Genomic DNA, 26304 nt, shown 5'->3' with positions numbered 1-26304 from the left:
TCTGTGAGCTAAGCTTATTCTTTTGAATCAGCTTGTTTTGCTTTTTCTTCTTCTGCAGCAATTTCTTTTTCGCGCGTTATCATGTCCTGATACATGTTGCGCATAAATTTTATTCCATGTTGCAAAGCTTCTTTTTTACTTTCAAAATTAGCCTTAATTAATTGGTGCATGCTCAAGTCTTCATTCGGATCATCGGTATAATAGTAAATACCTACGTTAGGGCGATTGCCTTTCTTTTTGATTTCCATTCCGAACCAAGTCTCAAATTCCTGATCTCCTACTTTGATATGGCGTTTAAATTTTATCATTTTCTGATTTTTTTTCTGTTGCGAATATACCTTATTTTTTTTAAATCGAAGATGTCCAATCCATAGATGCAGAAAAAAGAGGATCTTTATTGAAAGATCCTCATATTGTTATTGCGATTTATTTTAAAGAGTAAAATGCAGATTTGCAGCATTAGCCTGGATCGCATGGTAGTGGTCGGAATAATTTTCCAGACACCAGTTTTTTAGTTTTTCAAAATCGTTTGGACTGAGCCAATCAATTGCTTTTAGTAATTCTTTCCTGAATAGTGTGAAATCAAAACTTACATTTGCCAGGACGATTTTAGTTTGTTCAAGCATAATTATTCAAATTTATAGGTTTACTAAAACTTGCTTTGCTAAGCTACAATTTTCTGAGATGTCTAAAGAATCCCTTAACAAGACTTAACATTTTTTTAGCTTTAGCTGGTGAATTTTTACTTTGTTTTAATCGGCTTGTTATTATTTATGAGCACATAAAAAAGGAGCTGTTAAAGCTCCTCGTTTTGTGTTTTTTCTAATTTTTTCATTTTCTTTTCCTGATTGTTTAGTAATACCATAGATACGGTAAGAATAAACATGACAACCAATTCGATGTAAATTCCAGTTCTGTCTGGATTCGGCGAAGAGGAGGTTAAAAGGTTTAAGATAGCTGCCACCATAATAAGAAAGGTGGACATGATCAAAAGGAATTTTAGTAGTCTCATGCCAATTGTTTTTTTCGTTGTTTGAAAGTATTAAAAATCAAGCTCAAAAAAAAATGGCTTTCTTAGAAAGCCATCGTATTTATTTTTCAGAAATAAAATCTGGTATTTTCAGTTCCAATCTATTTTTTACTGGATTTGCGTAAATTTCAAGGTAGATCTGATTCAAACGTAATTGATCTCCCTCGTCGCAAGTGATTTTCTTTTCCATGTGTTTTAGGAAAAGGTCTTTTTCTTCGGCTGTATATTTGTGTTCAAATTCACTGGTATTGTTCACAATGTCGTAAGCAATATAATTATCAGGCCAAAGCTTGTAATTTTTATGAATTCTGTAATCAATTAAATCGGCGAGAGCTTTAAATTTGTCTTTGCTGTCATCCATTTTTTCAATTACATCAAGCATTTCAGAGATGGGTTTTCCAATTACAAAATTAACGCGTCCTTTTTCATTTACCATTCCTTTAATCATGCTACGCAGGTCATCTTTAGGGGTTTTTTTATACCCTTCCTCTGTTTCCTTTTTGTAAACTTCTATAGTTTTTAGTGCGTCGCAAGGTTCGTATTCATAGGAAATGGCAACCGGAACAATGCGAAGGCTTTTAAAATGCTCAGCAAAGGTGTTATGACCACTCATTTGCAACATTTTTAGTAAACTTTGTTGGGTTCTGTCATCTCCATCTTTTGTTCGTCCTTCACGTTGGGCAATCCAAACAGATGATTTTTTTGTGTTTACAGCATACTGAATATAAGAAGATAAAAGTTTCGAACTTGTAAGCATTTCACGAACAGTTACATTTCGTTTGACAACAAAGCTTTTGTTCAGTTTAACTAAATCAGCAATCCAGGGTTGAATCAAAAGATTACTACCAATGGCTATCTCTGTTGTCTCAAAACCATTATTGTGAAGCATTACATTTAGTAAGGCCGAATCGAGAATAATATCACGGTGATCCGAGATAAACAGGTAACTTTCATTGGGATCAAGATTTTCTAATCCATTAATGGTAATGCCTTTTGTGGTGTGATCAATAATGTGTTGAGCAAGCCTTACAATAAAGTTACTCTGAAATTCTTTTATGGTTTTAACCTGGCATAAGGCTTTTACGATCATTTCTTTCGAAAATCCCGGAAATAATTGTTGTGAGAATCGAATGAAAGCTTCTTCTTTTATTAAACGTCCGATCGTTTCAACAACTTCGGAATCGTTATATGGGCGAATAGCATCAAAATCTGAGTCAGTGAACATTGCTTGGTTCTTTTTGTTTTAAGGAACTGCAAAAATAAGTAAATAATATGGATTGTCTAGGAGATATAGCTTGCTTTTTATCGATGGCCTGTCTTAAATATTCTGAATTTCAAATATTTGCATTTGTGTATACATGACCTATCTTGTTGGGGTTGGGGAGAATGGCTCTACTTGATAGAAATAAAACTACTGTCAATTAGACAGGTTTACAGTTCGGATAATATTTGGCAAAGAATTTGATTTTATTGAGTAGTTTGTACATATTGCAAATAATAACAATTTAATAGAATATTAAAAATGGCTGGAATTTGGATCATATTTATAGCATTTACTTTGCTAAGTTGGTTGGTGAGTAGTCAACTAAAATCGAGATTTAAAAAATATTCACAAATCCCTACTGCCAATGGCATGAGTGGACGAGAGGTTGCTGAGAAAATGTTACGTGACAATGGAATAAATGGAGTTAGGATTGGTTCGGTTGGTGGGCAGTTATCGGATCATTACAATCCGGCAGATAGAACCATTAATCTTAGTCAGGATGTATATCACGGACGAAGTATTGCAGCAGCAGCGGTAGCTGCTCACGAAACAGGACATGCCATCCAGCATGCTCAGGAATACGCCTGGTTGCAAATGCGATCGGCCTTGGTTCCTATTGTGAGCTTTAGCTCGAAATGGGTGCAATGGGTTCTTCTGGCAGGAATTCTGATGGTGAATACATTTCCTCAATTGCTTTTGGCAGGGATTGTATTGTTTGCCGGAACCACTTTGTTCAGTGTTATTACCTTACCTGTTGAGATAGATGCAAGTAGAAGGGCATTGGTCTGGCTTAAAACATCAGGAATAACAAGCTACGAAACTCAGAAGAGTGCCTACGATGCGTTAAAATGGGCTGCTTATACCTATGTAGTGGCCGCATTATCGTCTTTGGCTACCTTACTCTACTACGTGATGATTTACATGGGAAGACGAGATTAGGTAGAGTTTCAAAAAAATAGTGAACCTCTTGCTTCTGTCTTTAGCAGATTAGAAGTAAGAGGTTTTTTTAATGTGTCTTACATTTTAAGCATGCCATACTTTAGAATGCAGTAAATGGCCCGTAAACCATCTTGCCAGTTGATTTTTTTTCCTTCATTGTAGGTTCTTCCATAGTAAGAAATACCCACCTCGTAGAGTTTAATCTTCTCTATTCGAGATATTTTTGCAGTAACCTCTGGTTCAAAACCAAATCTTTTTTCCTGTAAGGGGATTTTTTTAAGTAGGTCTGTTCGAAAAAGTTTGTAACAGGTTTCCATATCGGTAAGGTTAAAATCCGAAAAGACATTGGAAAGCATAGTTAAGAATTTATTACCAATGGAATGCCAGAAAAACAGAATACGATGCGGATTTCCTCCTATAAATCTCGATCCGTAAACAACATCGGCCTTGGCTTTAAAAATAGGTTTTAATAATAGGTTGTATTCTTCTGGATCGTATTCTAAATCAGCATCCTGAATAATAATGTAATCGCCTTTTGCCAATTCAATGCCTTTGTGAATGGCTGCACCTTTGCCTTTATTAACAGGTTGTTGATAAACTGTGATATTGAGGTTTGGCTTTAGTTTTTGAAAGCGTGTAATCTCCGAAATAGTATTGTCGGTCGATTTGTCATCAATGATAATGATTTCTTTTCCTAGTTGATTAATTAACTGTACCTGATTAATCCGTTGGAGAATTTCAAAGATGTGATCAGCTTCGTTAAAAGCAGGAATAATAATGGATAATTGAGAAATATTCATGCTTTTGTTTTTAAATGAGAACCTGTTTTTGAAGGGAATCGCTTTGCATTTTTACTTCAGGATCGAATTTGAATAGGTAAGTGTCTGGATTTTCTTGGTGATTGATTAACTGGAAATTCTGTGGGTATTTTTGGATGGCAGGATATAAATATCTGCGAGTAGACAAAAAGCCCAGTTGATCCAAAACTACGTAATCAACTTTATTTTTTATAAGATCCTCTATGACTTCATTAGGCTGCAAGCTACTTTTGTAACGAACAACTTTCCGATTAGAAAATAGATAGAACAATTGTTCTTTTCGACAACAGAAGATGGCTTCTTCAGGTGTGTTTTTTTTGCTCCATTTAGCGATAAAAAGGTAGTTGTTGTAATTTACAGGATAAGGCATTTTTGCTCGTATGTGAATCATACGTAACTGATTAAAACACAAAAGAACAATAAGAATCGTCCAAAAATATGGAATAAGAGCTTCTGTTTTTTCAGATCGTTTAAAAAACGTAATGAGTAGTTTTTTAGAAAGATTTAGTAAGCCAAGGCAAACGAGCAGAAGCAAAATAGGAACAATGGGTAAAATGAATCGCACACCATACCACACTTCTGGCCATAGCAACAAAATGCCAAAATTGGCTGCCAAGTACATAATGAGAAGCATTCTGTGTTTTTTGATTTGAAACAAACCAAATAGAATAAGAGCAAGAATGCTAATTCCCATCAGCCAATTTAAACTGTTTATTTCGCTGTGATAGTTAATTTCTTTGAATGGAAAGCAGGCGTTGGGAATTTCGTGAATGAGGTAGCGTTTTGTATTGATAAGAAATCGCTGCACCCAATCTGTCAGATCCATTTGTCCTAATTCTGGTCGATATGGGTTTTTTTGGACGAGTTGTTGCAGGTAAGAATTTCCACCCAGAAAATGACTTCGAATCTGCCAGGGAGCAACCAAGAGAATGAATCCAGCCATGGTGGAAATTAGGTATTTGTAGTTTTTATTGAAGAGTAAAATGGCGCAAGATCCTACTGCCAAGGCTATTCCTGCTGTTCGAATATAGAACGAAGCTCCTAACAGAAGCAAAAAAAGGTAGAATTGAGAATTCGAGAAGGGTGACTTTTTCAAGTTTAATCGGATGAATACCAATAAACATAGGCTAGAAAAAAGCAGAAAGGGAATTTCGCTCATCATCATGGTTGAAAAGCGAAGGAAATGTGTATTCAAAAGCACAATCAAACTTACTGCAAAGGAAAGTTGTTTGTTGCCGCTTAAGTCTTTAAAAAGGAAGAATAGTGTAAAAATGCTGAGTAGAAAAAGAATACCGTTGGTTATTTTAACCATACCAATTTTGTAACCCAATGTTTTGAATACAAGACTTACTATGGCTGGATATCCCGGAGGAAGATGGTTGGCGGCACTTTCGTTGGGCTTGTGTATGTTTGTGTAGCCTTTGCCAGTGGCAATGGATTTTGCAAGAATATAGTAGCCAGCATTGTCGCCGTTCGTATCTACTTTGGAATCATAAATAGCTGAATACGAGAACGCAAAAACACAAGTTAAAGTGAGTAGGTAAATAATCAAACTTCTCTTTTCAGAATTTGTTATTGATAAGATGTTCTTGTTCATTGGCTTTGTACTTTTATGCAAAATTAATGTTCTGCTTGGAATTTAGCTGTTCGTCTCTCTTTTTTTTGAATAATGTATTGATAAAGAAAAGGAAATTGGATTGCTTTTCTTATTTTTAATCTTTCAAAATAAGAGAAAGTTATGAGTAGAATAGCAAAATTTGGATTTGTGCTGACCTTTATTTGGATCGGCTTTTTATTGGCAATTAGTTTTATGGAAGCTTGGGTTAAGTTTCGGGCTGTGTCTTTGGATCTTCCAACAGGATTGGATGTGGGAACACATGTGTTTGGTGCATTAAATATGGTAGAACGTATTTTTAGTGCGGCTCTTTTGGTTTATATCTTCATCTACTATGCCGATAAAGTGGTAGTGGTAACAGGCTTAACTATTTTTACTTTTGTTGTGGCGCAGTCTGGTTATTTATTGCCAGAGTTAAATGAACATGCCCAGTTGATTATGCAGGGAATGGTGCCAGAAGAAAATTCGGTTCACCATATGTATGTGCTCATGGAAATCGTGAAATTATTTGCCCTGTTTGTTTTGGGCTTCCGACAACTTCGATTATTTAAATAAGCATCGCTTGAAAAACTACTTTTTGTTGTTTTGAATAATAACTTTGATTAAAAGAGTATCTTATTTCGTAGTTTTTGAGTGTGTCAACTCAGAGTTTTTACCTGCAGTTAAACTGATTTTGATTTTTTTAATTGCGAGTAAATTTCCGTTATTGATAATTTTATTGATTGATAGTGGAATTAATTTTTCTAAATAAAGTATATAAAATAAGGAATTCTCTTTCTTCTTTAGAAGGTAGATTTACGATTTGATTTTTTCAGAGAAAGGGACAAAATTTCTGTTATAGTGTAGCCTAGTGTTATTCAGTTAAAATCAATACATCTTCTTATCGATGAGGTGTTTTGGTCACCTTTTCAAAGCTATTGGGGCCTAATTTATTGAGTTTTTGTGGCAATAATTTTCGAAAATAATTTCGATATTCATTTGACGGATTGTGCTGTTTATTTGCAATTCAAATTTACAAATGGAGAAGGAAAACTTTTATAAAAAAAAGGGAATCCATTCGTAATGGATTCCCTTTTTAGCTTATTGTGATAAGCTTATTCTACTTTTCGGTTTTTTACGTATTTCTCCAGCCATTGATCTTGTTCCCACAACATGTGAAGAATACTTTCTTTGGCTCGGTAGCTATGACTCTCTTTAGGGAAAATCACTAATCGTACATTAGCTCCTAATCCTTTTAAGGCATTGAAGTAACGTTCGCTTTGCATTGGATAGGTTCCCGAATTGTTATCTGCTTCTCCATGAATCAAAAGAAGGGGCGTTTTCATTTTGTCGGCATGCATAAAAGGCGACATTTTGTAGTAAACTTCAGGGGCATCCCAATAGGAACGTTCTTCGCTTTGAAATCCGAAAGGAGTTAATGTTCGGTTATAAGCACCACTACGAGCGATTCCTGCAGCAAACAAATCGCAATGACTAAGTAGGTTGGCAACCATGAAAGCGCCATAGCTGTGTCCTCCAACGGCAACCTTGTTTCTATCAATGTACCCTAGGCTATCAACAGCATCAATGGCAGCTTTAGCATTTGAAACCAATTGTTTTCGAAATAAATCGTTTGGTTCCGTATCTCCTTCACCAACAATGGGGAAGGAGGCATCGTCTAAAACAACATAGCCTTTTGTTACCCAATAAATAGGTGATGCCCAGAATGGATAGGTGAATTCATTTGGATTCTGCGTATTCTGAGAGGCGCTTGTCTTGTCTTTAAATTCTCTTGGATAAGCCCATAGAATCATGGGCATTTTTTCTTTTTTATTCATATCGTATCCAACAGGAAGATATAAAGTGCCAGAAAGTTCTAGTCCATCTTTTCGTTTGTAATTCAACACTTCTTTGTGCACATTTTGAATGCTTTTAAACGGATTTTCAAATTTGGTGAGCTGTTGAATATCATTCTTTTTCAGATCACGAAAATAGTAGTTTGGATAATCCGTTTTTGATTCAATACGAACCAATAATTTTTGACTAGAAGGATTAAAATCTCGTAAGTCTTCAAGCTTTTTTTCATAGGTCGATTGATACAAACGTTCTTTTTTCTGATTCTTTAAATTCAGTTTGTCAAGAAAAGGGTATTGACCATTATCTGAAAATCCATCTCCGATTAGGAAAGCATTATCTCCATCTAAAGCCAGTACATTGTTTCCAAATTTATTTCTTTGAAAAACAAAATTCCCTGGATCGTTATATCGATCTTGATAGTTCCGGTCTGAAATTATTTTAGCTTTCTGGCTGGCATCAGAAGGATTAAAGAGATAAGTTTTTGTATTTCGATCATTCCTCCAATAATCCATTGCAATAGCTATATCATCTGTTCCCCAATTAATGGTGTAGAAACGGTTAATGGTTTTCATTATGCTTTTCGGAGTCCCATTGAAAGGAGCTTGCAGTTCAAATATTTCATCTCGGAAATCAACCTCGTTTTCCGGATCGCCACCATCTAAAGCTTCTACAAAATAAGTGAGGCTGGCTTGTCATCGCGCCAGGATAAATCTCGGCGACCTGTTCTTTCGGCCATAAAACCTTTTGGTAATTCTTCAATTAAGGGAACTTCCAGTACGGTTTGAATCATTTTTCCAGTACTTGAATAAATGTTAGTTTTGGATGGAAATCGACCGTAAGGGACTAGGTAGGAAAATGGTTTTTCGATAGTTGTTATCATTACATAATTGCCATCGGGAGAGAAACTAATTCCTTCGTACATTGCTCCATCTAACCATTTTTCCTGACTGCCATCTATGGATATCTTGTACAGATCGGAGAGTGCCAATTGCTCAAAATTGTATTCGTCATTTTTATTTTTTAGCAAATCCTGATAGGTTCTGTTTTGGGCTTTACTGCCTTCGTTTATCGATATGGTTGGGCCTGTAGGAATTGAATTTTCGGTGTCGATTAGTTCTCTTCTGTCTTCAGAAACCATTTTCACCAATAATGATTTGCTATCTTCAAACCAATTGATTACGTCGTGCATATTGGCATTTACTTTGGCATTACTTATTTTTTTGGAGCTTAGGTTTTGCAAATTGAGAACCCAAAGCTCTACTCCTTTGTTTGTGGTGTTCGTAAATGCAATTTTCTTTTGATCTGGAGACCAAGAGAAATTGGCTAAACGTGGATTTTCGGGTAATCCTGCTATTTGTTGAGCTACTAAATTCTTACTTTTTAGTTTGATTAGTTTTAGATTGTTGTAGTAGTTGGTTCGGCTGCCAATATTCGTTTTCGGATTGATTCGCAATCCACCTAAACGTAATTCTTCTTCCGAAAGCTCAGCGATGGTTTTAAAGGCATCCCGGTAGCGGAGAATAAGAAAATCTTTATTTTCATCAATCAGCACCGAAGGAGCAAGACTAACGTCGACAAGTTCTAGTATTTCTGATGATGGTTTTTGGTAATTGATATTCTCCTGTGCATTTGCCTTCGAAATGATCAAGAGTAGGAGCAGATAAATACATCGTTTCATAAGTTAATTATTATTTTGTGACTCTTTTATTAATTAAGGTGATTTTGGCTGAATGCCCATCAAGTTAGTAAAATTTAAACTTTTAAAAATGATAAAAAAACCGTTGGGTTTAAATACAGGATGTAAATACCCAACGAGCTTATAAGTTTGAAGCGAATCAAAGCTTTCATTTATATTTATTGGTTTCAGCCATTAATTTCAAAAAGCAATGGAACCTCTTACCAAACACCTTCTCTGAATTAAGAGTCGTTCGGTATAGGTTTTCACTAGAAAGACTATTTATTGTTCAATTCATTTAGGAGAGATTCTACAGCTTTTTCAAGTTGCTGATCTTCACCTTTGGTGATTTTTTCGTAGTCGTTGCGAACTTTTATATCTGGTTCAATTTGCTGATTTTCGATGTAATTTCCTTTTGTATCTTTCACGCCGACCATTGGCATACCAAAATATAAGGACTGGTCTTGAAGTGTTTCCCACCAAACAGCAGTCATGGTTCCAGGAACAGGCATTCCAACAAGTTTGCCTAGTTGTAAGGTTTGATAAACGTAAGGGAAAGCACAAGCGTCAGAGTAGTTACTTTCACTCACCAAAACAGCCGAAGGCTTTTTCCATTTGGTGCGAGGTTCGGTTCCAAAATCCTGACCTCGGGGCGAAAGAGTTGAGTAGATGTTTCCACTTAAAAGAGTGGCTAAATCATCGTGAAGCCAACCGCCACCATTAAATCGAGTGTCGACAATAATGGCTTCGTAATCGCCATATTTTCCAAGCATTTCCGAATAGACTTTACGGTAACTTGGCGAATCCATTCCTCTCACATGAACATATCCAACTCTTCCGTTCGATAATCGTTCACAATCTTGCTGGCGTTTTTTTACCCAACGTTCATATAGTAGGTTGGAAATGCTCGACACTGGTTTTATACTTTCTTCCCATCTCTCCTTGGTGTACGGGTTATACAAACTAAGTAGTACCTTTTTACCAGCTTTATGATTGAGTAAAGAGTAATAGCTTTCATCTTTAGAAATTGTTTGTCCATCTATTTTTTCAATGATGCTTCCAACTTTTATTTTTGAATCAGCTTGTTGAAGAGGTCCTTTTTCTAAAATTTCGGCTATACGTAAACCATCACCTTGAAAGTTCCAATCGAAAAATGCTCCTAAAAGTGCAGTTTTATCTGAATTTTCAGGTTTAGGACGATAACCAGAACCAGTATGAGATGCATTAAGTTCTCCTAACAATTCGCTGAGCATTTCGGCAAAGTCGTAATTGTTGTTTATGTATGGTAAAAATCTTTTGTATTCTGCTTTGTAAAACTCCCAATTGATATGATGCATCTCAGGATCGTAGAATTTCTTCAACATGGTACGCCAAACGTGTTCAAAAAGATATTCTCTCTCTTTGGCTTTGTCTAAATACATTTCGGCTGTGTAGCTAATATCTTTTCGTTTGTTCGAGGCAACTTCTACTTTAATAATGCTATTTCCCGACATTAAAAATAGGTTTTTAGCATCCTTATCGAATTGCATTGCACCACCTCCACCTTTTAGATCAAGTATTTTTTTTGTTTCATTTTCTTCCAAATTATTTACCCAAAGGTCATATCCATCTTCAAATCTGCTTAAGTAGAATAATTTTTTTCCATCAGGAGTTAAAATAGCATCGGAAAGTTTCGAAGGATTAATGGTTAGGCAAATTTGACGATCTTCCATTCCTGGAAATTCAATCTTCAAATCTTCTGTTTTATCTTCATCCTTTTTGTCTTTCTTGTCTTTTTTCTTGTTTTTTTCTGATTCCTCTTCTTTCGCAGCTTCTTCGGCCTCTTCTTTCAGCTCTCTTTCTTCTTTTGTAAGTTTAAAATCATCAAATGCTTTTTGGTTAAAAAATTGAATGTACACATCCGATTGAGAGCCCCAGCTTCCATGGCTACGATATCCTCGTTTGTCGGTGAACCAAATCATAGCATTCCCTTTTAACGACCATTTTGGATCTGAATCACTATAACCGCTTTCGCTAAGATTAATTACATTCTCATTTCCCTGAGCATCTACCAAGGCAACATCTGTCATGAAAAGAGTATGAGGATAGATGTTTACTAAAAACCATTTTCCGTCGGGCGACCAATCGTAATGCTGATCTCCATCGGAATAGGAGTAGTTCCATTTTTTTCCTAGAATGGTTCGTACTTTTTTCGATTCTAAATTGATTACTTTAAGAATGACCCGATCTTCAAGAAAGGCAATTTCTTTGCCATCAGGCGAATATTTAGGTTGAAAACTTTCTGCCGGTACTTCTAATATAGCTTCCTCTTTTAAAAGAGTTGAATTGGAGAATTGACTTTCTTCTTCTCGAATTATTGAACTTTGATACAGGTTCCAGCTGCCATTTCGTTCCGAAGCGTAAAGCAAATGTTTTCCGTCGGGACTGTAGCTTACCGAACGCTCTTGCTCAGGAGTATTAGTAATTCGTTTGGTTGTTCCATAGTCAACTGATGTTACATAAACTTCTCCTCGAACAATAAAAGCAATTTCCTTTCCATTAGGCGAAACACTCATTTCAGTAGCACCACTTCGTAGTTGTTCGTAGCTAACTTCATTTTCTTTGCGATCGCTTGTAATTTTAACATCAAGTTTTGTTGGCTCTTTCCCTTCTTCCTGAGTGTAAATTTCACCGTTCCATGAATAGCAGAGTTTATTCTCATTCGAGATGCTTAAAAAACGAACAGGATGCTTTTCAAAGGAACTAATTTGCGTGAGTTGAGTTTTGTTGTTGATTGGTGCTTTCCATACATTAAAACTTCCCGATTTCTCGGATAAATAGTAGATCTCATTATTGGCAGAATTGAAAACAGGATACAAATCTTCGCCTTCATAAGTTGAAAACATGCTGTGTTTTTTGTTTTTTACATCGTAGAGCCAAATGTCGCGTGTTACCGACGAAGTGTGGTGTTTGCGCCAATGATTTTCATATCCTTTGCTGTCGCGATAAAGGATGTAGTCCATGTTTTTGCTGTAGCTTGCATCCAAAGCTGGTGAAGTCAAAATCTGAGATACTTTTCCTCCTTTTACAGAAACGCTGTAAAGTTCTGGTAATATACTCGAGGGAAACATCGCATTTTGATAATCATCACTCAAGTTCGATGAAAATAAAATATTTTGTCCGTCAGGGCTGAAACTAGAGGGAGTCTCTGTATTTGAATTAAAGGTAATTCTATTGGGAGCTCCTCCTGCGGCAGGCATGGTGAAAATATCAAAATTACCGTATCGATCCGAGGCAAATGCAATCATCTTGCTATCTGGTGACCATATGGGCTGATAATCGTAGGATTGATTGCTAGTTAAGGCAATTGCATCTCCTCCTTCAGAAGGGATTGTGAATAAATCGCCGTCGTATTCAAATACTATACTTTGTCCATCTGGTGAAATCGCAGGATAGCGAAGCCACAAAGGATTATTTATAGCTAGAAGACTTTGTGCGAGGGCAATTAAAAATGTGGTGATGAAAAATAACTTTTTAATCATGTTTTATTGAATTGCGTTAAAATTTAGGTGCTACAATTTCTTTGAAAGATACTAACAATTCGAGTGTTGTAACATAATTTATACCAAAATTAGTAAGCACTTGAAATGTTGATGTTTTGCTTTTGGCGGCTAATTTTTAAGAAATTACCACTGTTCACAAGTGAACAGTATGATGTTCGTTTTCGGACTTGATATTTTTACTTATAGTTCATCAAATTCTTTAGGATATGAAACACATCCTGAAAGTTTTTGGAGAGCTTCTTTTTTCAATTCTAATGCCATAAAATTTTCATCAGGGACCTTAAAAGAAGAGGAAATATTGAATTGAGAAGCCGGAGTAAAACCAAATTTCGTGTAGAACTTAGCATGTCCAAGGACAATCACAGAAGTGTAGCCCATTTTTTTTGCTTTTGCCAATCCTTTTTCCACCAATTGGGAGCCAATTCCTAATTCTTGTAATTCTGGAATTACCGACATTGGGGCTAATGCTAGAGTTTCAAATTGATTTGTTTCGGAAATAATCTCGATTGGGAAGAATAAAATGTGCCCAACAATCTCATTTCCCATGCAGGCGACTAAAGAAAGGTTGGACTGAAATTTTTTATTGCTTCGGATTTTCTCAACGAACAAACCTTCATTTTCTTGCCCGAAAGCCATGTCGTTAATTAGGGAGATGTTTTTATAGTCATTTTTATTTTCTGGGCGAATCGTAATTTTCATGCTTCTCTTTTTAAAGAAATAAAGTTAATGAAAAAGAGATAAAAAAGTCCAGAAAATGCTGAATCAATTGAACGGGAAAAATTGATTCAATATTTTCTGGATTGCAATGCTATTTGGTAGTTTATACTGCCTCTCCGATAAGGGTTGCTTTGGTGCAACTTTTAATTAAAACATTTACAAAATCGCCAACTTTATAATCTTTTTTAGGGAATACTGCAACCTTGTTTTGTTGGGTTCTGCCATATACTTCCTGATCGGATTTTTTCGAGATGCCTTCCACCAAAACTTCAAAAACTTTTCCAAGATCACCTTGGTTGTTTTCCAGAGAAATTTGGTTTTGTAATTCGATCATTTGTTCTAAACGTTTTTGCTTGACAGTTTCAGGAATATTGTCCTTCATGTTTTTATATGCATATGTTCCCGGACGTTCCGAATATTTAAACATGTAAGCCAAGTCGTATTTTGCCCATTTCATTAGCTCAATGGTTTCGTTGAAATCTTCATCACTTTCGTTGTAGAATCCACAAAAAATATCTGAAGAAAGGCCACAGTCTGGAATGATTTTTCGGATGGCTTCAATTTTACTTTTGTACCATTCCTGAGTATATTTCCGGCGCATATTTTTAAGAACAGAATCGCTTCCCGATTGCACAGGTAAGTGAATGAAGTTACAGATGTTTTTATTTCGGGCAATCACATGTAAGGTGTCATCACTCATGTCTTTAGGATGCGAAGTTGCAAATCGAATTCGCATGTTAGGAACCGATACGGCAACCATCTCTAGGAGCTCAGGGAATGAAACCTGATTCACTGAATTTTTATAGGAGAAGGAATTGACGTTTTGACCGAGAAGAGTTACCTCTTTGTACCCTTTATCCGCCAAATCTTTTACCTCTTTTAAAATGCTTTCAGGATTTCTGCTTCTTTCTCTTCCTCGGGTATAGGGAACTATACAGTAGGTGCAAAAATTATTGCAGCCGCGCATTATTGAAACAAAACCAGAAATAGAAGTTTCATCAATTCTTGAAGGGCAAATATCTTTGTATGTTTCGGTTAATGAAAGTTCTATATTGATGGCATTTTCTCCATTTTCGGCTTTTCGAACCAAAAGAGGAAGATCCATATAAGCATCGGGACCAACAACAAGATTTACATTTTTTTCTTCTTCAAATAACTTTTCTCCCAGTCGTTCGGCCATACAGCCAATAACGCCAACTAAAAGTTTAGGATTTTTTTTCTTTAGTTCGCTAAATCCTTGCACTCTACCTCGAACTCGGGTTTCTGCATTTTCGCGAATCGAGCAAGTATTAACCAAAATTAAATCAGCTTCTTCGCGGGTTTTAGTAATTGCAAAACCATCGTGCTCCATAATCGAGGCTACAACTTCACTATCAGCAACATTCATTTGGCAACCATAAGTTTCCAAAAATAATTTTTTGTTATTAGTGCTCATTTTTGTATTTCCCTTATTTTAAATTTGCTGCAAAGTTATATTATCTAAACTGATTGGCAAGATATCGTATGGATGATTTAGAATTGGTATGCAGAATGAATTGGTATTATTTTGTTTAAGCTTACTTTTTAGGATTGCTAATGGGGTGGTGTTTAGAGGATTAATTCGTACTTTTAGAGGAGTAGTAACTCTGTTTTAATAATATTTAATGATTGGAGCTATAAGTTAATATTGGTCTGTAAATTCTGTTTGTTGCTAAATAATTTTGTGTATTTTTACCCCGCAAATAAGGGGTCTGAGAAGAGCTTGATAAAGAGTGTGTTTGTGAAATATAACCTCTTTTAATATCCTGTTTTAACGATTGATTGTGGCAAATCAGGAATAGTTCTTGTATTACGGTTGTAAAGTGTTAATCTAAAAGTAGACATCATGAAGCGTATTTTAGTTCCAGTAGATTTTTCTGGTGATTCACTCAAAGCATTGAGCTTTGGTATTTTTTTGGCAAATAAATTAGGTTGCCATTTGAGGATGATTCACGTGCAAAAATCCGAAAAGTTTCAAATTCCCTTTCATTTCGAAGAGTTGAAAAATGAAATCATTCATACTGTTCAGGAATATTTTGAGAAATTAATTGAACTTCATTCTTCTGATTATTATGTCAAGAATGGAGTTTTTGATTTTAAAATAAGAACAGGAAGTGTTTACAGAGAGATCGTTAATCAAGCAAAATATGGCGATGCCTATATGATTGTAATGGGAGCTTATGGAGCTTCTGGATTTGAAGAGTTTTTTATTGGAAGCAATGCTTTTAAAGTAGTGAACAATGCTAGTTGTCCTGTTATTACTGTGCAAAATGAATTGTCTCAGAAACAATTGAAAACAATTGTGATGCCAATTGACGCAAGTGCTGAAACAAGGAAAAAAATTCCTTTTGTTGCTGAAATTGCCAATAAATGTAACGCGAAAGTTCATATTTTGGGGGTTCATGAAAGCGCAGATGCCAATGTGATTGGTAAAATTGAACATTACATGAAGCAAGCTGAAGATTTCTTCATAGAAGGAAATATAAGTTGTGTGAAAAGCCTTCGGAAAGGAGAGAATAATACGCTTTCATCTTTAGAATATGCACGCGAAGTAGAAGCGAATTTAATAGCAGTTATGACACAGCAAGCTGAGAGTCCAATTAGTATGTTTTTTGGTTCTTATGCTCAACAAATGGTTAATAGTTCCGAAATTCCGATTTTATGTGTTCCTAATAAGTAAATTGGAATAAAGTATCAATAAAAACAGACATCATAAAAGCATAGCTTTTTTAAAGGTGTTGATAAATTTAAAAAATGCAGTACGTTAAATTAGTAATTTTATCTTTTTTTATTCTATCAATAGTCTCATCAAATGCTCAGGTTGGGCAGAATGAAGTATTGAGTCAAGGGAAAAATATCAATTCCCCAGGAAAAGTTAATATTATTCAGGATGTTCGAATCAAAGAATTACTTGAAACGGATAAAATGATTAATACTAGTAATGCGGGGTTTTCAGGATATAGAATTCAGATTTTTTCAGGAGGAAGTACTGATAGGGAAAAAGCATTTCAGATTAAAGGAGAATTTAATGAGTTGTTTCCCGAAGAAAGGGCTTATGTTGTTTATAAAGCACCCGATTTTAGAGTCTATGTTGGAAACTTCCGTAGTAAGATTGAGTCCATCGAGCTTGATAAAGCTTGTTTACAGTTTTTTCCGAATTCTTATCCGGTGAAAACTTATATTTTATTTTCTGAATTAGAACCCATCGAGCGGGAGTTTGAGAATGTTGTTTTGGAGGAAGATGATAATTAAAATGATACAAACTAAATAACCATTTAAGCAGTTAAGGAATGAGTGACCAACTAAAGCACGAGTGCGGGATAGCAATGATTCGATTGCTAAAGCCTCTTGAGTACTATCAGGAAAAATATGGATCTTGGAGATATGGTATTCAAAAGCTCTATCTATTGATGGAAAAACAACACAATCGAGGACAGGAAGGAGCTGGAGTTGTTGGATTAAAATTGGATGTGCCTCCTGGAAATAAATACATTTATAGAGAGCGCTCATGTAGTGATCAGCCAATAAAGGAGGTTTTTGAGAATGTTTATAAGGAGCTTGCAGATGCTGAGGCAAAATATCCAGAAAAATTTAATGATCCAGTTTGGGCGAAAGAAAATCTGCCATATGCTGGTGAAGTATATCTAGGTCATCTTCGTTATGGAACCTTTGGACGAAATAGTATTGATTTTGTTCATCCTGTAATGAGAGAAAATAACTGGAAATCGAGAAATTTAGTATTGGCGGGAAATTTTAACCTGACCAATGTTGATGAGCTTTTTGATTTGTTAGTAGGTTTAGGTCAACATCCCAAAAATTATACTGATACTGTTACAATACTCGAAAAAGTGGGCCATTATTTAGATGAGGAAAATCAGATGTTGTTTCGCCAATATAAAAATGATGGTTTATCGAATCGGGAAATTTCGCCACAAATAGAAAAAAATATTGATATTCAGAAAATTCTTTCTGGCGCCAGTAGAGATTGGGATGGAGGATATTCTATTGCAGGAATGTTTGGTCATGGAGACTCTTTCGTGATGCGAGACCCTTGGGGAATTCGCCCGGCATACTATTATCAGGATGATGAAATTGTAGTAGTAGCCTCGGAGCGACCAGTTATTCAAACGGCTTTAAATGTTCGTGCCAATACGATTAAAGAGATAGCTCCTGGAAATGCCGTGATTGTAAAGAAAGATGGCGAGGTTGCAGAGGTGCCAGTAAGGGTTGCTCAGAAGAGAAGATCATGTTCGTTTGAGAGAATTTATTTTTCCAGAGGAAGTGATAAGGATATCTATAAAGAAAGAAAAAAATTGGGCGAATTGTTGACTCCTGCCATTTTAGAATCTGTTGGTCATGATGTTAAGAATACGGTATTTTCATTTATTCCTAATACTGCCGAGACTGCATTTTATGGAATGATGGAAGGGGTGAGAAAGCATCTGACGGAGCTTAAAAAACAACAAATTCATGAACTGAATGGAAGCTGGACTGAGGAAAAACTTCAGGAAATTATCTCGGTTGAGCCAAGGGTTGAGAAAATTGCTATTAAGGATGTGAAAATGAGAACTTTCATATCGAATGATGAAGGGCGTGATGATTTAGTGGGGCATGTTTATGATGTTACTTATGGAATTGTTAAAAATCAAGAGGATAATTTGGTTGTTATTGATGATTCAATTGTGAGGGGAACAACTCTAAAACAAAGTATTCTGCGAATTTTAGATCGCCTTCATCCTAAAAAAATTGTTATTGTGTCTTCTGCGCCTCAAATTCGTTACCCCGATTGTTATGGAATTGATATGACTCGTATGGGAGAATTTATTGCGTTTAATGCTGCAATTGCCATGTTAAAGGAACAGGGTATGGAGAGTATTATCGAGGAGACCTATAGGAAGTGTAAAGCGCAGGAAAATTTGCCTAAGGAAGAGGTTGTAAACTATGTGAAAGAGATTTATAAGCCGTTTACGCCAGAGGAAATTTCAGATAAAATTGCTGTTTTACTAACTCCAGAAGTGATGGATGCTGAGGTGAATATTGTTTATCAAACTGTTGATAATCTTCATTCAGCTTGTCCTGAGAATACAGGTGATTGGTATTTTACAGGAAATTATCCAACGCCAGGGGGAAATAAAGTGGTTAATACTTCATTCATTAACTATTGCGAAGGAAAGGATAAGAGGTCTTACTAATAAGAATTTTATATAAGTTAAAAACCCGTCTTGCAAAAGACGGGTTTCTTTTTTTTTGAAAAAAGCATCCAGTGTGGGATGCTTTTGAATTTATTTCTTTTTGAAAATATTTAACTTTCTTTTAGGGAATTTGATGTGTAGCAAAGAAAGATAAGAGGATATGTGTCTGTCTTTCTTGTTTTCGTAAACATCTGCAATGGTAATCATGATTCCTGTTTCCTCAACATCTCCAAAGTGAGTGTTTATAGCCGTTCCAAAGCATTTCATTGTAGGCGATAGTCCCATGTAAGCATTGATAAGAGGAGGAACATTTTCTCCATTTTTACGAACGTTCTGCGATAAAACTTTATAGTTTTCCTCGAAGCTATCTTTGCAGAAGTCTTTACTCAATTGCTCTGTGTCCATATTCGTGATCAAAGGTATTGTTGGAGTGGCTAGCTTTTCTGGATCGCTAAACATCTTGTTCATGAAATATAGAATGTGATTACGAGCATCACGATTGTAATCGGGATACATTGTTACCTTGCCAAAGAAATATTTAATTTCAGGATAGTCAACAATCAAGGCTCCTAGTCCATCCCATAAATTATCTAATGCGTACAAACTTTTACGACCTTTTCTGATTGATTGATATTCTGGCTGAACAAAAGAACGGCCAAGTTCAATCATATGTGGCATGTATTCTTTTTTGAATTTATCAGAAAAGTTAAATAATCGGGAAGTTGCCAAATAAATATCTCCATTCGCATCACGAGGAGCATCTTTGCATAAAATATAACGGTATCCTCCAAGGATTTCTTTTGCTTTAGGATCCCAAACAATTAATTGATGGTAAGGTTTTTCATCCAAATCAAAATCATCAATGTCAATTTCTTTACCTGTACCTCCACCAGCTTTACGGAAGGTTATTTCACGTAATCGGCCAACTTCTCTCATTAAATTCGGAGAATCTTGATGAGTAAAGCAGTAGATTTCATTCGATCCCTTGTTGGTTTTGCGTACAAATCTTTCTTCTGTAAGCTCCTTTTCAAGTTCCTCTCGCGATACAGGGGGAATAATTTCTTTCATCATTAAGTTTATTGGTCCTTTTGTGAGGGTTATTAAATTACTTGGTTTTTTACTAAAATCGAAGAGCAAAAATACTTACATTATGGGTAATAATGACAAACTTAGCATTAAAAATTTGATGAAATGCATAGAATTTTCATATTGAGAATATTATTGATCCGTCAATTTGTAAGTTTCCTTTTTTATTTTTTCAGCCCATTTATCGTACGAGAGACTTTTGTCAAAGGTTTGATATGGGATAGGTTTGCCAATGGTAACAGTGAATTTTTTTCCTCGCTGTTTGAATAATTCATTAGGCAAATATAACATTTCCAAATTAGATTTTATTCGAAGAAACTTCCTAAGATTCGCAAGGTTGTAGAAAAAATTAGAGTTTCGACCATCGATATGAATGGGAACAATATCGCGTTTATGTTTTTTAGCTTTCGCGATAAAACTTTTTTTCCAATCCAAATCTTTAATGATGCCTTTTTGTTTGCGAGAGACTAGTCCTGCTGGGAAAGTAAGTATTGTTGCGTCCGATTGGTAGGCTGCTTCAATTATTATGGCAGCTTCTTTGGCCTGCCCTCCATGCTTGTTGATTGGAACAAACACATCTGATAAATTCTTTATATTCATCAGAATGTCGTTTACGAAGAATCTGATTCTTGGAAAATATTTTCCAAAAATACTGATTAGTATAATGCCATCAGGACCACCCAGAGGATGATTGGATGCAAATATGTATCGTCCGTCTTGCTCGATGTTTTCAAGTCCTTTAATTTCAAAAGTAATGTCAAGTTCCTGTAGAACACTATCAGCGAATTCTATACCTTGTTTTTGGTAGTTTTTCGATAAAAATTCGTTGAGCTCTTCTTGATGAATGATTCCTTTTAGGTAGCGGATGATAAATCCAGGAAGTAGCTTTGAAACCTTCTCACTTTTGCTTGCAAAAACTTTTTCGATGTCAATTTTTAAATAGTCTTCGCTTGTGTTTTCTTTTTGCATAAAATTCTAAAATGGGTTAATCCTGCTTGCAAATATCGCAATTTTCTCGCATTCATATCCTTCCTTTTTTCATCAATATCGATATGCTTGAATAATAATTAGTTGAATAAAGTGGGAAAAGTTATTAACAAAACCATAAAAGTGGGAGGATGTGGTTGAAAGTGGGTAAAATTTTCTCTAATTTTACAATTGTAAATTAATTTTTCCAATGATAACATTTATAGGCGATTATCCTTGTAGAATGGATGCTAAAGGGCGGGTTTTACTGCCTTCTTCCTTTCGGAAACTCCTAAATGGAGGTTCGGAGAGTCGCTGTGTTTTGCGGAAAAATTTGTACGAAAAATGCTTAGATCTCTACTCTATTTCAGAATGGGAAAAGCAAACTGAACTTGTGAGAGCAAAGGTAAATCCATTTAATAAGAAACATGCGGGATTCTTACGTGAGTTTTTCAGAGGCACAGCTGAAGTTTTAATCGATGGAAATGGACGAATTCTGATTCCTAAAAAATTTTATGAGTTTGCTGGTTTTTCAAAAGATCTGACCTTAGCAGGACAAGATGGGAAAATAGAAATTTGGGATACCGAAGCATACGAAAAATCTGCTCTGGGACAAGAGGGATTTAGCAATATGGCGGATGAGATCTTAGGTGGCGATTCAAATGATGAGTAATTGTTGAATAGGAGTATTGATTGTTGTTTCTTTGTGCTACAATTAAAAGATAAAAAAATGAGTACATATCATGTTCCAGTTTTGCTTGGAGAGAGTATTGATGGGTTGAATATTAAGCCAGATGGGATCTATGTGGATCTTACTTTTGGAGGAGGAGGACATTCAAGAGAAATTTTAAAACACCTTACAACAGGGAAGTTAATTGGTTTTGATCAGGATGTTGATGCGGAAAATAATGTACCTAAGGACGATCGATTTATTTTTGTTCGGCATAATTTCAGATATTTTAAAAATTTCATAAAATATTTAGGCTACCCTAAAGTTGATGGGATTTTGGCCGATCTTGGGGTTTCTTCTCACGAATTTGATGTTGCTGAACGAGGGTTCTCTTTTCGTTTTGATGGCGAATTGGATATGAGAATGAATCAGGATTCGGGTTTTACAGCTGCTGATTTATTGAATGAATATTCCGCAGAGGATTTGTTTCGGATCTTTAAATATTATGGAGAAGTTAAAAATCCAGGAAAACTAGTTCGTTTAATCGAGAATCATCGAAAAGAAAATCAGTTCTCTACAATTCAGGATTTTAAAGAAGTTATTGCTCCCTGTACCCCAAAGTTTAAAGAGCATAAATATTTGGCGCAGGTGTTTCAGGCTATCCGAATCGAGGTAAATCAGGAAATGGATGTTTTGAAAGAAATGCTAATGCAATCTGCGGATGTTTTGAAACCTGATGGTAGATTGGTGGTGATTACTTACCATTCTTTAGAAGATAGATTGGTGAAGAATTTTATTCGCGATGGAAAATTTGAGGGGAGTGCAGAGAAAGATTTCTTTGGAAATGTTCAAACACCACTTTTAGCTGTAAACCGAAAGGTAATTCTTCCAGATGAAAATGAAATAGAGTTAAATGGACGAGCTCGGAGCGCAAAGCTTCGAATTGCTCAACCTAAAGTAAAATAATTGATGTTTAAATTTCGAAAAAAATACAACGAATTTATCAAGCCTAGTGAGGAGCTGAAAGAGATTTCTTCAGGTTCAATCAAGGATGTTATTGATGGGAGTATTTTAACGAAGACAGAGGTGGTTCAACAATTGCCTTTTATTATTTTCTTAGTGGTTCTTGGTATTTTTTACATCAGTAATCGTTATCATTCCGAGCGGGTTTATCGTGATATGGTTGGCTTGGAGAAAGAGTTGAAAGAATTGCGATTTGAATCAATAACAACAGCCTCTGATTTAATGTACATGAGTAAACAATCGGAAGTAGTAAAACGTGTGAAAAGTGAAGGACTCGATTTAGTTGAATCTACCGAGCCTCCAATTAAAATATATTTAAAAAAGTAGTGCAGATAAAAAAAGATATCATATGGCGGGTTGGAGCAATCTATACCTTGGTAATGATTGTTGCAATACTCATTGTTGGAAGAGTTGTTGCCCTGCAATTGTTCGAAGGAGATAAGTGGCGAAGTAAAGCACAATCTCTTTCGCAACGTGATGTGATTGTACAAGCTAACCGCGGAGATATTTGTGCCGATGATGGACGACTTTTGGCGAGCTCATTGCCTTACTATGAACTCAGGATGGATTTTCGTGCCGCCGGTTTAACCGATTCTTTGTTTCGTTCTGATGTAGACTCCTTAGCACTTTGTTTGTCGCGATTTTTTAAGGATAAATCGGAATATGAATATCGGAACATGCTTTGGAAAGCTAAATATAGAACCAAATCAAATCGATATTTCTTGATCAATCGAAGAAAAATCAACTACAATGGACTTAAAAAAATAAAGACCTTTCCAATTTTTCGTTTGGGACAAAATAAAGGAGGATTGATCTGTTTGCAGGAAAACAGAAGGATTCAACCTCATTTAAATCTAGCCAATAGAACTATTGGTTATTTATTGGAAGGGGAACAAGGAGAACAGGTTGGAAAAGTTGGTATCGAAGGGGCTTTTGAAAGTGATTTGAAAGGTGTTGATGGAATTAGTATCATTCAAAAATTATCTGGCAGATGGTTGCCTGTTAATTTGGTTGAACCTAAGGATGGGAATGACTTAATCACAACAATTGATGTGAACTATCAGGATGTGGCTGAATCTGCTTTAGAGCAGCAGTTGATAAAATATAATGCTGATCATGGTTCGGTTGTGCTGATGGAAGTGAACACTGGTGCGATAAAAGCAATTGCTAACTTGGGTTTCGATAAGTCATCACAATCCTATAAAGAAGATTATAATTATGCTGTTGGAGAAGCAACTGAACCGGGTTCAACTTTTAAATTGGCATCCATCATGGCCTTGTTTGAGGATGGTTATGTGGGACCAATGGACTCGGTGGATACAGGAAATGGTGTGTATAGTTACTACAAGGAAAAAATGCGCGATTCTCATGTAGGCGGCTTTGGAAAAATTAGCGTACAGGAAGCTTTTGAAAAGTCTTCCAATGTTGGGATATCAAAATTGGTAAACGATCACTATAAGAACAAGCCAAGATATTTTATTAATCGTCTTTATGAATTTCGATTAAACGAACCACTGGGAATCTCCATAAAAGGGGAAGGAGTTCCTAGTATACGGTATCCTGATGATCCATCATGGTCGGGAGTTTCTTTGCCCTGGATGTCGATTGGGTATGCTGTGAAGCAAACACCATTACAAACACTTACATTTTATAATGCAATTGCGAATAATGGTAAAATGATGAAGCCTTTGTTTGTAAAGGAATTGAGGTATCACGGAGATGTGATTCAAACTTTTGATAAAGAGGTTTTGAAATCTAGAATTTGCTCGAGTGAAACACTTAAGAATGTGAGGAATATGTTGGAAGGTGTTGTGTTACGAGGAACGGCTAGAAATCTGCGTAATCACAATTATACCATTGCAGGGAAAACAGGGACAGCACAAATTGCAGATAAGAACAAGGGATATAAGGAAAAGGTTTACCAAGCTTCATTTGTGGGCTATTTTCCTGCTGATGATCCCATGTATTCATGTATTGTAGTTATCAATCGTCCCAATAAAACCAAAGGGTTTTACGGAAATCAAGTGGCAGGACCCGTTTTTAAAACAATTGCCGATAAAGTGTATGCAATGAGTTATTCCATGCATCCCATTAAGGTAGACGAAGCTAGTTTGGAACCTAAAGTTCCGGTTTCATTAAATGGATATAAAAAAGATCTTGATGAGGTTTTCGACAATTTAAATATTAAAGTAGCCAATAAAGATATTGATTCCGATTGGGTAATAACTTCTCGAAAAGATTCAATTATAGAATACAAATACAGAACAGTAAAGAAGTTTATGGTTCCCAATGTAAAAGGAATGGGAATTCAGGATGCTTTGTATATACTTGAAAATGTAGGACTCAAGGTGAAAGCGAGTGGCCTTGGATCTGTAGCAAAACAATCACTTCGACCAGGATCTTATTTTAAAAAGGGAGATCAGATTAGGATTGATTTATCTTAAAAAGTGACTAATGGGAAAAAATATAAATGAACTATTGAGTTCTGTTCAAATCGAAACTAAAAAAGGAGCTCGTGACGTTGAGGTGAATGCAATTCATTTTGATTCACGAAAAATAAAGGATGGAGATCTGTTTGTGGCATGCAGAGGAACTGTTTCTGATGGACATGATTATATAGAAAAAGCGGTTGAAAATGGTGCCAAGGTGGTTGTTTGCGAAGAATTACCTCTAAATAGCACTTCGGAAACAAGTTTTATTTTGGTTAAGGATTCTTCTGTAGCTCTATCAGAAATTGCGCATAATTTTTACAATAAACCGACAGAGAATATTCAATTGGTAGGGGTTACCGGTACCAATGGAAAAACAACCATTGCAACTCTTCTTTATCATCTGTTTAAAAAATTAGGATATAAAGTTGGTTTACTGTCTACAGTTTGCAATTATGTAGATGAAAAAGAGGTAAAAGCAACACATACAACGCCCGATTCATTGCAATTAAATGCTTTGCTGGCTGATATGGTTAAGGCTGGATGTGAATATTGTTTCATGGAAGTAAGTTCGCATGCAATCGATCAAAAAAGAATTGGAGCTCTAAATTATAAGGGCGGCATATTTACAAATATTACTCACGATCATCTCGATTATCACAAAACATTCGGTGCATATTTAAAGGTGAAAAAGTCTTTTTTCGATCAATTAGGGAAAAGATCCTTTGCCATTACAAATGCCGACGATAAAAATGGAAAGTTAATGCTTCAGAATATGAAGGGACATAAATTTTCCTATTCTACTCGCTCTTTTGCCGATTTCCGTTGCCAGATCCTGGAAAAACACTTTACAGGTATGCTTCTGGAAATGGATGGGGTAGAAATTTGGACCAAGTTTATTGGTGATTTTAATGCTCATAATTTACTTGCCGTTTATGGGGCTGCTCGTTTGTTAAATCAAAACAAAGAGGAAGTGCTTAAGGCAATTAGTGAATTAAAATCGGTTGATGGACGATTCGAAAGTTTGATTTCCGATGGAGGTATTATGGCAATTGTAGATTATGCTCATACGCCAGACGCATTGAAAAATGTTTTGGAATCAATCGCTGTTTTAAGAACCGGAAACGAACAGGTAATCACTATTGTTGGTGCTGGTGGCGATAGAGATAAAACAAAACGTCCTTTAATGGGGAAAATTAGTGCTGAATTAAGTGATAAACTAATCTTAACATCCGATAATCCTAGGTCGGAAGATCCAGATCAGATTATTCAGGAGATAAGAGAAGGTGTGCCAGCCAATCATCTTCGAAAAGTACTGGCTATTACCGATAGAAAGGAAGCCATTCGAACCGCTTATATGTTGGCACAAAAAGGCGATATTATTTTGGTGGCAGGAAAAGGGCACGAAGATTACCAGGAAATTAAAGGGGTGAAACATCATTTTGATGATAAGGAAATTATCAAAGAAATTTTTAAACTGTAGT

The 26304-nt window shown here is 35.7% G+C and carries 23 protein-coding genes; 10 read left to right on the top strand and 13 right to left on the bottom strand.

The window, feature by feature from the left end; all coding sequences use genetic code 11:
• Positions 1–14: 14 nt before the first annotated feature.
• From ABYT26_RS06255 to ABYT26_RS06240, 4 genes are all read right to left on the bottom strand, one after another.
• A complete protein-coding gene (locus ABYT26_RS06255) occupies positions 15–308 on the bottom strand; it encodes a hypothetical protein (protein WP_372752037.1) in 294 nt (97 codons plus the stop codon).
• Between the two features lie 123 nt (positions 309–431).
• Complete coding sequence (locus ABYT26_RS06250; RefSeq protein ID WP_372752036.1) at positions 432–626, bottom strand: hypothetical protein; 195 nt, start codon at positions 624–626, stop codon at positions 432–434.
• 170 nt (positions 627–796) lie between these two features.
• A complete protein-coding gene (locus tag ABYT26_RS06245; RefSeq protein ID WP_372752035.1) occupies positions 797–1012 on the bottom strand; it encodes a hypothetical protein in 216 nt (71 codons plus the stop codon).
• 79 nt (positions 1013–1091) lie between these two features.
• Entirely contained in the window at positions 1092–2255 is a 1164-nt protein-coding gene (locus ABYT26_RS06240; protein ID WP_372752034.1) for a 1-acyl-sn-glycerol-3-phosphate acyltransferase, read from the bottom strand.
• A 297-nt stretch (positions 2256–2552) separates the two neighbouring features.
• Between ABYT26_RS06240 and ABYT26_RS06235 the strand changes: the two genes are divergently transcribed.
• Positions 2553–3233, top strand: a complete 681-nt coding sequence (locus tag ABYT26_RS06235; protein WP_372752033.1) for a zinc metallopeptidase — start codon at positions 2553–2555, stop codon at positions 3231–3233.
• A 77-nt stretch (positions 3234–3310) separates the two neighbouring features.
• Here ABYT26_RS06235 and ABYT26_RS06230 read toward each other — a convergent pair whose 3' ends face one another.
• Together ABYT26_RS06230 and ABYT26_RS06225 are read right to left on the bottom strand one after the other, a co-directional pair.
• Positions 3311–4033 (bottom strand): glycosyltransferase family 2 protein, encoded by a 723-nt coding sequence (locus ABYT26_RS06230; RefSeq protein WP_372752032.1) that lies wholly within the window; start codon positions 4031–4033, stop codon positions 3311–3313.
• Between the two features lie 10 nt (positions 4034–4043).
• Entirely contained in the window at positions 4044–5648 is a 1605-nt protein-coding gene (locus ABYT26_RS06225) for an ArnT family glycosyltransferase (RefSeq protein ID WP_372752031.1), read from the bottom strand.
• Between the two features lie 141 nt (positions 5649–5789).
• Here ABYT26_RS06225 and ABYT26_RS06220 point away from each other — a divergent pair, with 141 nt between their 5' ends.
• Positions 5790–6221: a hypothetical protein gene (locus tag ABYT26_RS06220; RefSeq protein ID WP_372752030.1), complete on the top strand. Its 432-nt coding sequence runs from the start codon at positions 5790–5792 to the stop codon at positions 6219–6221.
• A 539-nt stretch (positions 6222–6760) separates the two neighbouring features.
• On the opposite strand, the gene ABYT26_RS06215 is transcribed toward ABYT26_RS06220, so the two are convergent.
• The 5 genes from ABYT26_RS06215 to miaB form a co-directional block, all read right to left on the bottom strand.
• Entirely contained in the window at positions 6761–8074 is a 1314-nt protein-coding gene (locus ABYT26_RS06215) for an alpha/beta hydrolase family protein (RefSeq protein ID WP_372752029.1), read from the bottom strand.
• Between the two features lie 95 nt (positions 8075–8169).
• The gene (locus ABYT26_RS06210) at positions 8170–9180 is read right to left on the bottom strand and encodes a hypothetical protein (RefSeq protein WP_372752028.1); all 1011 of its coding nucleotides are present in this window, start codon (positions 9178–9180) and stop codon (positions 8170–8172) included.
• A 275-nt stretch (positions 9181–9455) separates the two neighbouring features.
• A complete protein-coding gene (locus ABYT26_RS06205) occupies positions 9456–12698 on the bottom strand; it encodes a S41 family peptidase (RefSeq protein ID WP_372752027.1) in 3243 nt (1080 codons plus the stop codon).
• Between the two features lie 201 nt (positions 12699–12899).
• A complete protein-coding gene (locus tag ABYT26_RS06200) occupies positions 12900–13418 on the bottom strand; it encodes a GNAT family N-acetyltransferase (protein WP_372752026.1) in 519 nt (172 codons plus the stop codon).
• A gap of 121 nt (positions 13419–13539) precedes the next feature.
• Positions 13540–14871, bottom strand: coding sequence for a tRNA (N6-isopentenyl adenosine(37)-C2)-methylthiotransferase MiaB (gene miaB / locus ABYT26_RS06195; protein WP_372752025.1), 1332 nt, complete (start codon positions 14869–14871; stop codon positions 13540–13542).
• Between the two features lie 429 nt (positions 14872–15300).
• Between miaB and ABYT26_RS06190 the strand changes: the two genes are divergently transcribed.
• From ABYT26_RS06190 to ABYT26_RS06180, 3 genes are all read left to right on the top strand, one after another.
• Entirely contained in the window at positions 15301–16134 is an 834-nt protein-coding gene (locus tag ABYT26_RS06190) for a universal stress protein (protein WP_372752024.1), read from the top strand.
• 74 nt (positions 16135–16208) lie between these two features.
• The gene (locus tag ABYT26_RS06185; RefSeq protein WP_372752023.1) at positions 16209–16706 is read left to right on the top strand and encodes a hypothetical protein; all 498 of its coding nucleotides are present in this window, start codon (positions 16209–16211) and stop codon (positions 16704–16706) included.
• Positions 16707–16744: 38 nt separating this feature from the next.
• Positions 16745–18646 carry an amidophosphoribosyltransferase gene (locus ABYT26_RS06180; protein WP_372752022.1) on the top strand — a complete coding sequence of 634 codons (1902 nt, stop codon included), beginning with the start codon at positions 16745–16747 and terminating at the stop codon, positions 18644–18646.
• Positions 18647–18736: 90 nt separating this feature from the next.
• Here ABYT26_RS06180 and ABYT26_RS06175 read toward each other — a convergent pair whose 3' ends face one another.
• Together ABYT26_RS06175 and ABYT26_RS06170 are read right to left on the bottom strand one after the other, a co-directional pair.
• Complete coding sequence (locus ABYT26_RS06175; RefSeq protein ID WP_372752021.1) at positions 18737–19717, bottom strand: GNAT family N-acetyltransferase; 981 nt, start codon at positions 19715–19717, stop codon at positions 18737–18739.
• A gap of 147 nt (positions 19718–19864) precedes the next feature.
• Entirely contained in the window at positions 19865–20701 is an 837-nt protein-coding gene (locus ABYT26_RS06170) for a 1-acyl-sn-glycerol-3-phosphate acyltransferase (RefSeq protein ID WP_372752020.1), read from the bottom strand.
• A gap of 208 nt (positions 20702–20909) precedes the next feature.
• On the opposite strand from ABYT26_RS06170, the gene ABYT26_RS06165 reads away from it, so the two are divergent.
• Genes ABYT26_RS06165 through ABYT26_RS06145 form a run of 5 tightly spaced genes read left to right on the top strand, consistent with a single transcriptional unit; the run spans position 20910 to position 26303 of the window.
• On the top strand, positions 20910–21371 hold the full coding sequence (locus ABYT26_RS06165; RefSeq protein WP_372752019.1) for a division/cell wall cluster transcriptional repressor MraZ: 462 nt from the start codon (positions 20910–20912) through the stop codon (positions 21369–21371).
• 57 nt (positions 21372–21428) lie between these two features.
• Complete coding sequence (gene rsmH / locus ABYT26_RS06160; RefSeq protein ID WP_372752018.1) at positions 21429–22334, top strand: 16S rRNA (cytosine(1402)-N(4))-methyltransferase RsmH; 906 nt, start codon at positions 21429–21431, stop codon at positions 22332–22334.
• Positions 22335–22337: 3 nt separating this feature from the next.
• Positions 22338–22718, top strand: a complete 381-nt coding sequence (locus ABYT26_RS06155; protein ID WP_372752017.1) for an FtsL-like putative cell division protein — start codon at positions 22338–22340, stop codon at positions 22716–22718.
• Positions 22718–24835 (top strand): penicillin-binding protein, encoded by a 2118-nt coding sequence (locus ABYT26_RS06150; RefSeq protein WP_372752016.1) that lies wholly within the window; start codon positions 22718–22720, stop codon positions 24833–24835. The genes ABYT26_RS06155 and ABYT26_RS06150 overlap by 1 nt, the downstream gene beginning before the upstream one ends.
• 10 nt (positions 24836–24845) lie before the next feature.
• Complete coding sequence (locus ABYT26_RS06145) at positions 24846–26303, top strand: UDP-N-acetylmuramoyl-L-alanyl-D-glutamate--2,6-diaminopimelate ligase (RefSeq protein ID WP_372752015.1); 1458 nt, start codon at positions 24846–24848, stop codon at positions 26301–26303.
• Position 26304 lies beyond the last annotated feature (1 nt).

The sequence above is a fragment of the Labilibaculum sp. genome, assembly GCF_041595635.1.
In the GTDB taxonomy this organism is placed as follows: domain Bacteria; phylum Bacteroidota; class Bacteroidia; order Bacteroidales; family Marinifilaceae; genus Labilibaculum.
The sequence above is the reverse complement of the archived record's forward strand: the minus strand, read 5'-3'. Positions and strand labels throughout refer to the sequence as shown.

Excerpts from the sequence above, each read along its gene's own strand:
- ABYT26_RS06200 (WP_372752026.1), bottom strand. The coding sequence starts at position 13,418 with ATGAAAATTACGATTCGCCCAGAAAATAAAAATGACTATAAAAACATC.
- ABYT26_RS06155 (WP_372752017.1), top strand. The coding sequence starts at position 22,338 with ATGTTTAAATTTCGAAAAAAATACAACGAATTTATCAAGCCTAGTGAG.
- ABYT26_RS06250 (WP_372752036.1), bottom strand. The coding sequence starts at position 626 with ATGCTTGAACAAACTAAAATCGTCCTGGCAAATGTAAGTTTTGATTTC.
- ABYT26_RS06185 (WP_372752023.1), top strand. The coding sequence starts at position 16,209 with ATGCAGTACGTTAAATTAGTAATTTTATCTTTTTTTATTCTATCAATA.
- rsmH (WP_372752018.1), top strand. The coding sequence starts at position 21,429 with ATGAGTACATATCATGTTCCAGTTTTGCTTGGAGAGAGTATTGATGGG.
- ABYT26_RS06215 (WP_372752029.1), bottom strand. The coding sequence starts at position 8,074 with ATGAAAACCATTAACCGTTTCTACACCATTAATTGGGGAACAGATGAT.
- ABYT26_RS06180 (WP_372752022.1), top strand. The coding sequence starts at position 16,745 with ATGAGTGACCAACTAAAGCACGAGTGCGGGATAGCAATGATTCGATTG.
- ABYT26_RS06225 (WP_372752031.1), bottom strand. The coding sequence starts at position 5,648 with ATGAACAAGAACATCTTATCAATAACAAATTCTGAAAAGAGAAGTTTG.
- ABYT26_RS06190 (WP_372752024.1), top strand. The coding sequence starts at position 15,301 with ATGAAGCGTATTTTAGTTCCAGTAGATTTTTCTGGTGATTCACTCAAA.
- ABYT26_RS06230 (WP_372752032.1), bottom strand. The coding sequence starts at position 4,033 with ATGAATATTTCTCAATTATCCATTATTATTCCTGCTTTTAACGAAGCT.
- miaB (WP_372752025.1), bottom strand. The coding sequence starts at position 14,871 with ATGAGCACTAATAACAAAAAATTATTTTTGGAAACTTATGGTTGCCAA.
- ABYT26_RS06220 (WP_372752030.1), top strand. The coding sequence starts at position 5,790 with ATGAGTAGAATAGCAAAATTTGGATTTGTGCTGACCTTTATTTGGATC.
- ABYT26_RS06205 (WP_372752027.1), bottom strand. The coding sequence starts at position 12,698 with ATGATTAAAAAGTTATTTTTCATCACCACATTTTTAATTGCCCTCGCA.
- ABYT26_RS06235 (WP_372752033.1), top strand. The coding sequence starts at position 2,553 with ATGGCTGGAATTTGGATCATATTTATAGCATTTACTTTGCTAAGTTGG.
- ABYT26_RS06245 (WP_372752035.1), bottom strand. The coding sequence starts at position 1,012 with ATGAGACTACTAAAATTCCTTTTGATCATGTCCACCTTTCTTATTATG.
- ABYT26_RS06170 (WP_372752020.1), bottom strand. The coding sequence starts at position 20,701 with ATGCAAAAAGAAAACACAAGCGAAGACTATTTAAAAATTGACATCGAA.
- ABYT26_RS06145 (WP_372752015.1), top strand. The coding sequence starts at position 24,846 with ATGGGAAAAAATATAAATGAACTATTGAGTTCTGTTCAAATCGAAACT.
- ABYT26_RS06240 (WP_372752034.1), bottom strand. The coding sequence starts at position 2,255 with ATGTTCACTGACTCAGATTTTGATGCTATTCGCCCATATAACGATTCC.
- ABYT26_RS06255 (WP_372752037.1), bottom strand. The coding sequence starts at position 308 with ATGATAAAATTTAAACGCCATATCAAAGTAGGAGATCAGGAATTTGAG.
- ABYT26_RS06165 (WP_372752019.1), top strand. The coding sequence starts at position 20,910 with ATGATAACATTTATAGGCGATTATCCTTGTAGAATGGATGCTAAAGGG.
- ABYT26_RS06175 (WP_372752021.1), bottom strand. The coding sequence starts at position 19,717 with ATGATGAAAGAAATTATTCCCCCTGTATCGCGAGAGGAACTTGAAAAG.
- ABYT26_RS06210 (WP_372752028.1), bottom strand. The coding sequence starts at position 9,180 with ATGAAACGATGTATTTATCTGCTCCTACTCTTGATCATTTCGAAGGCA.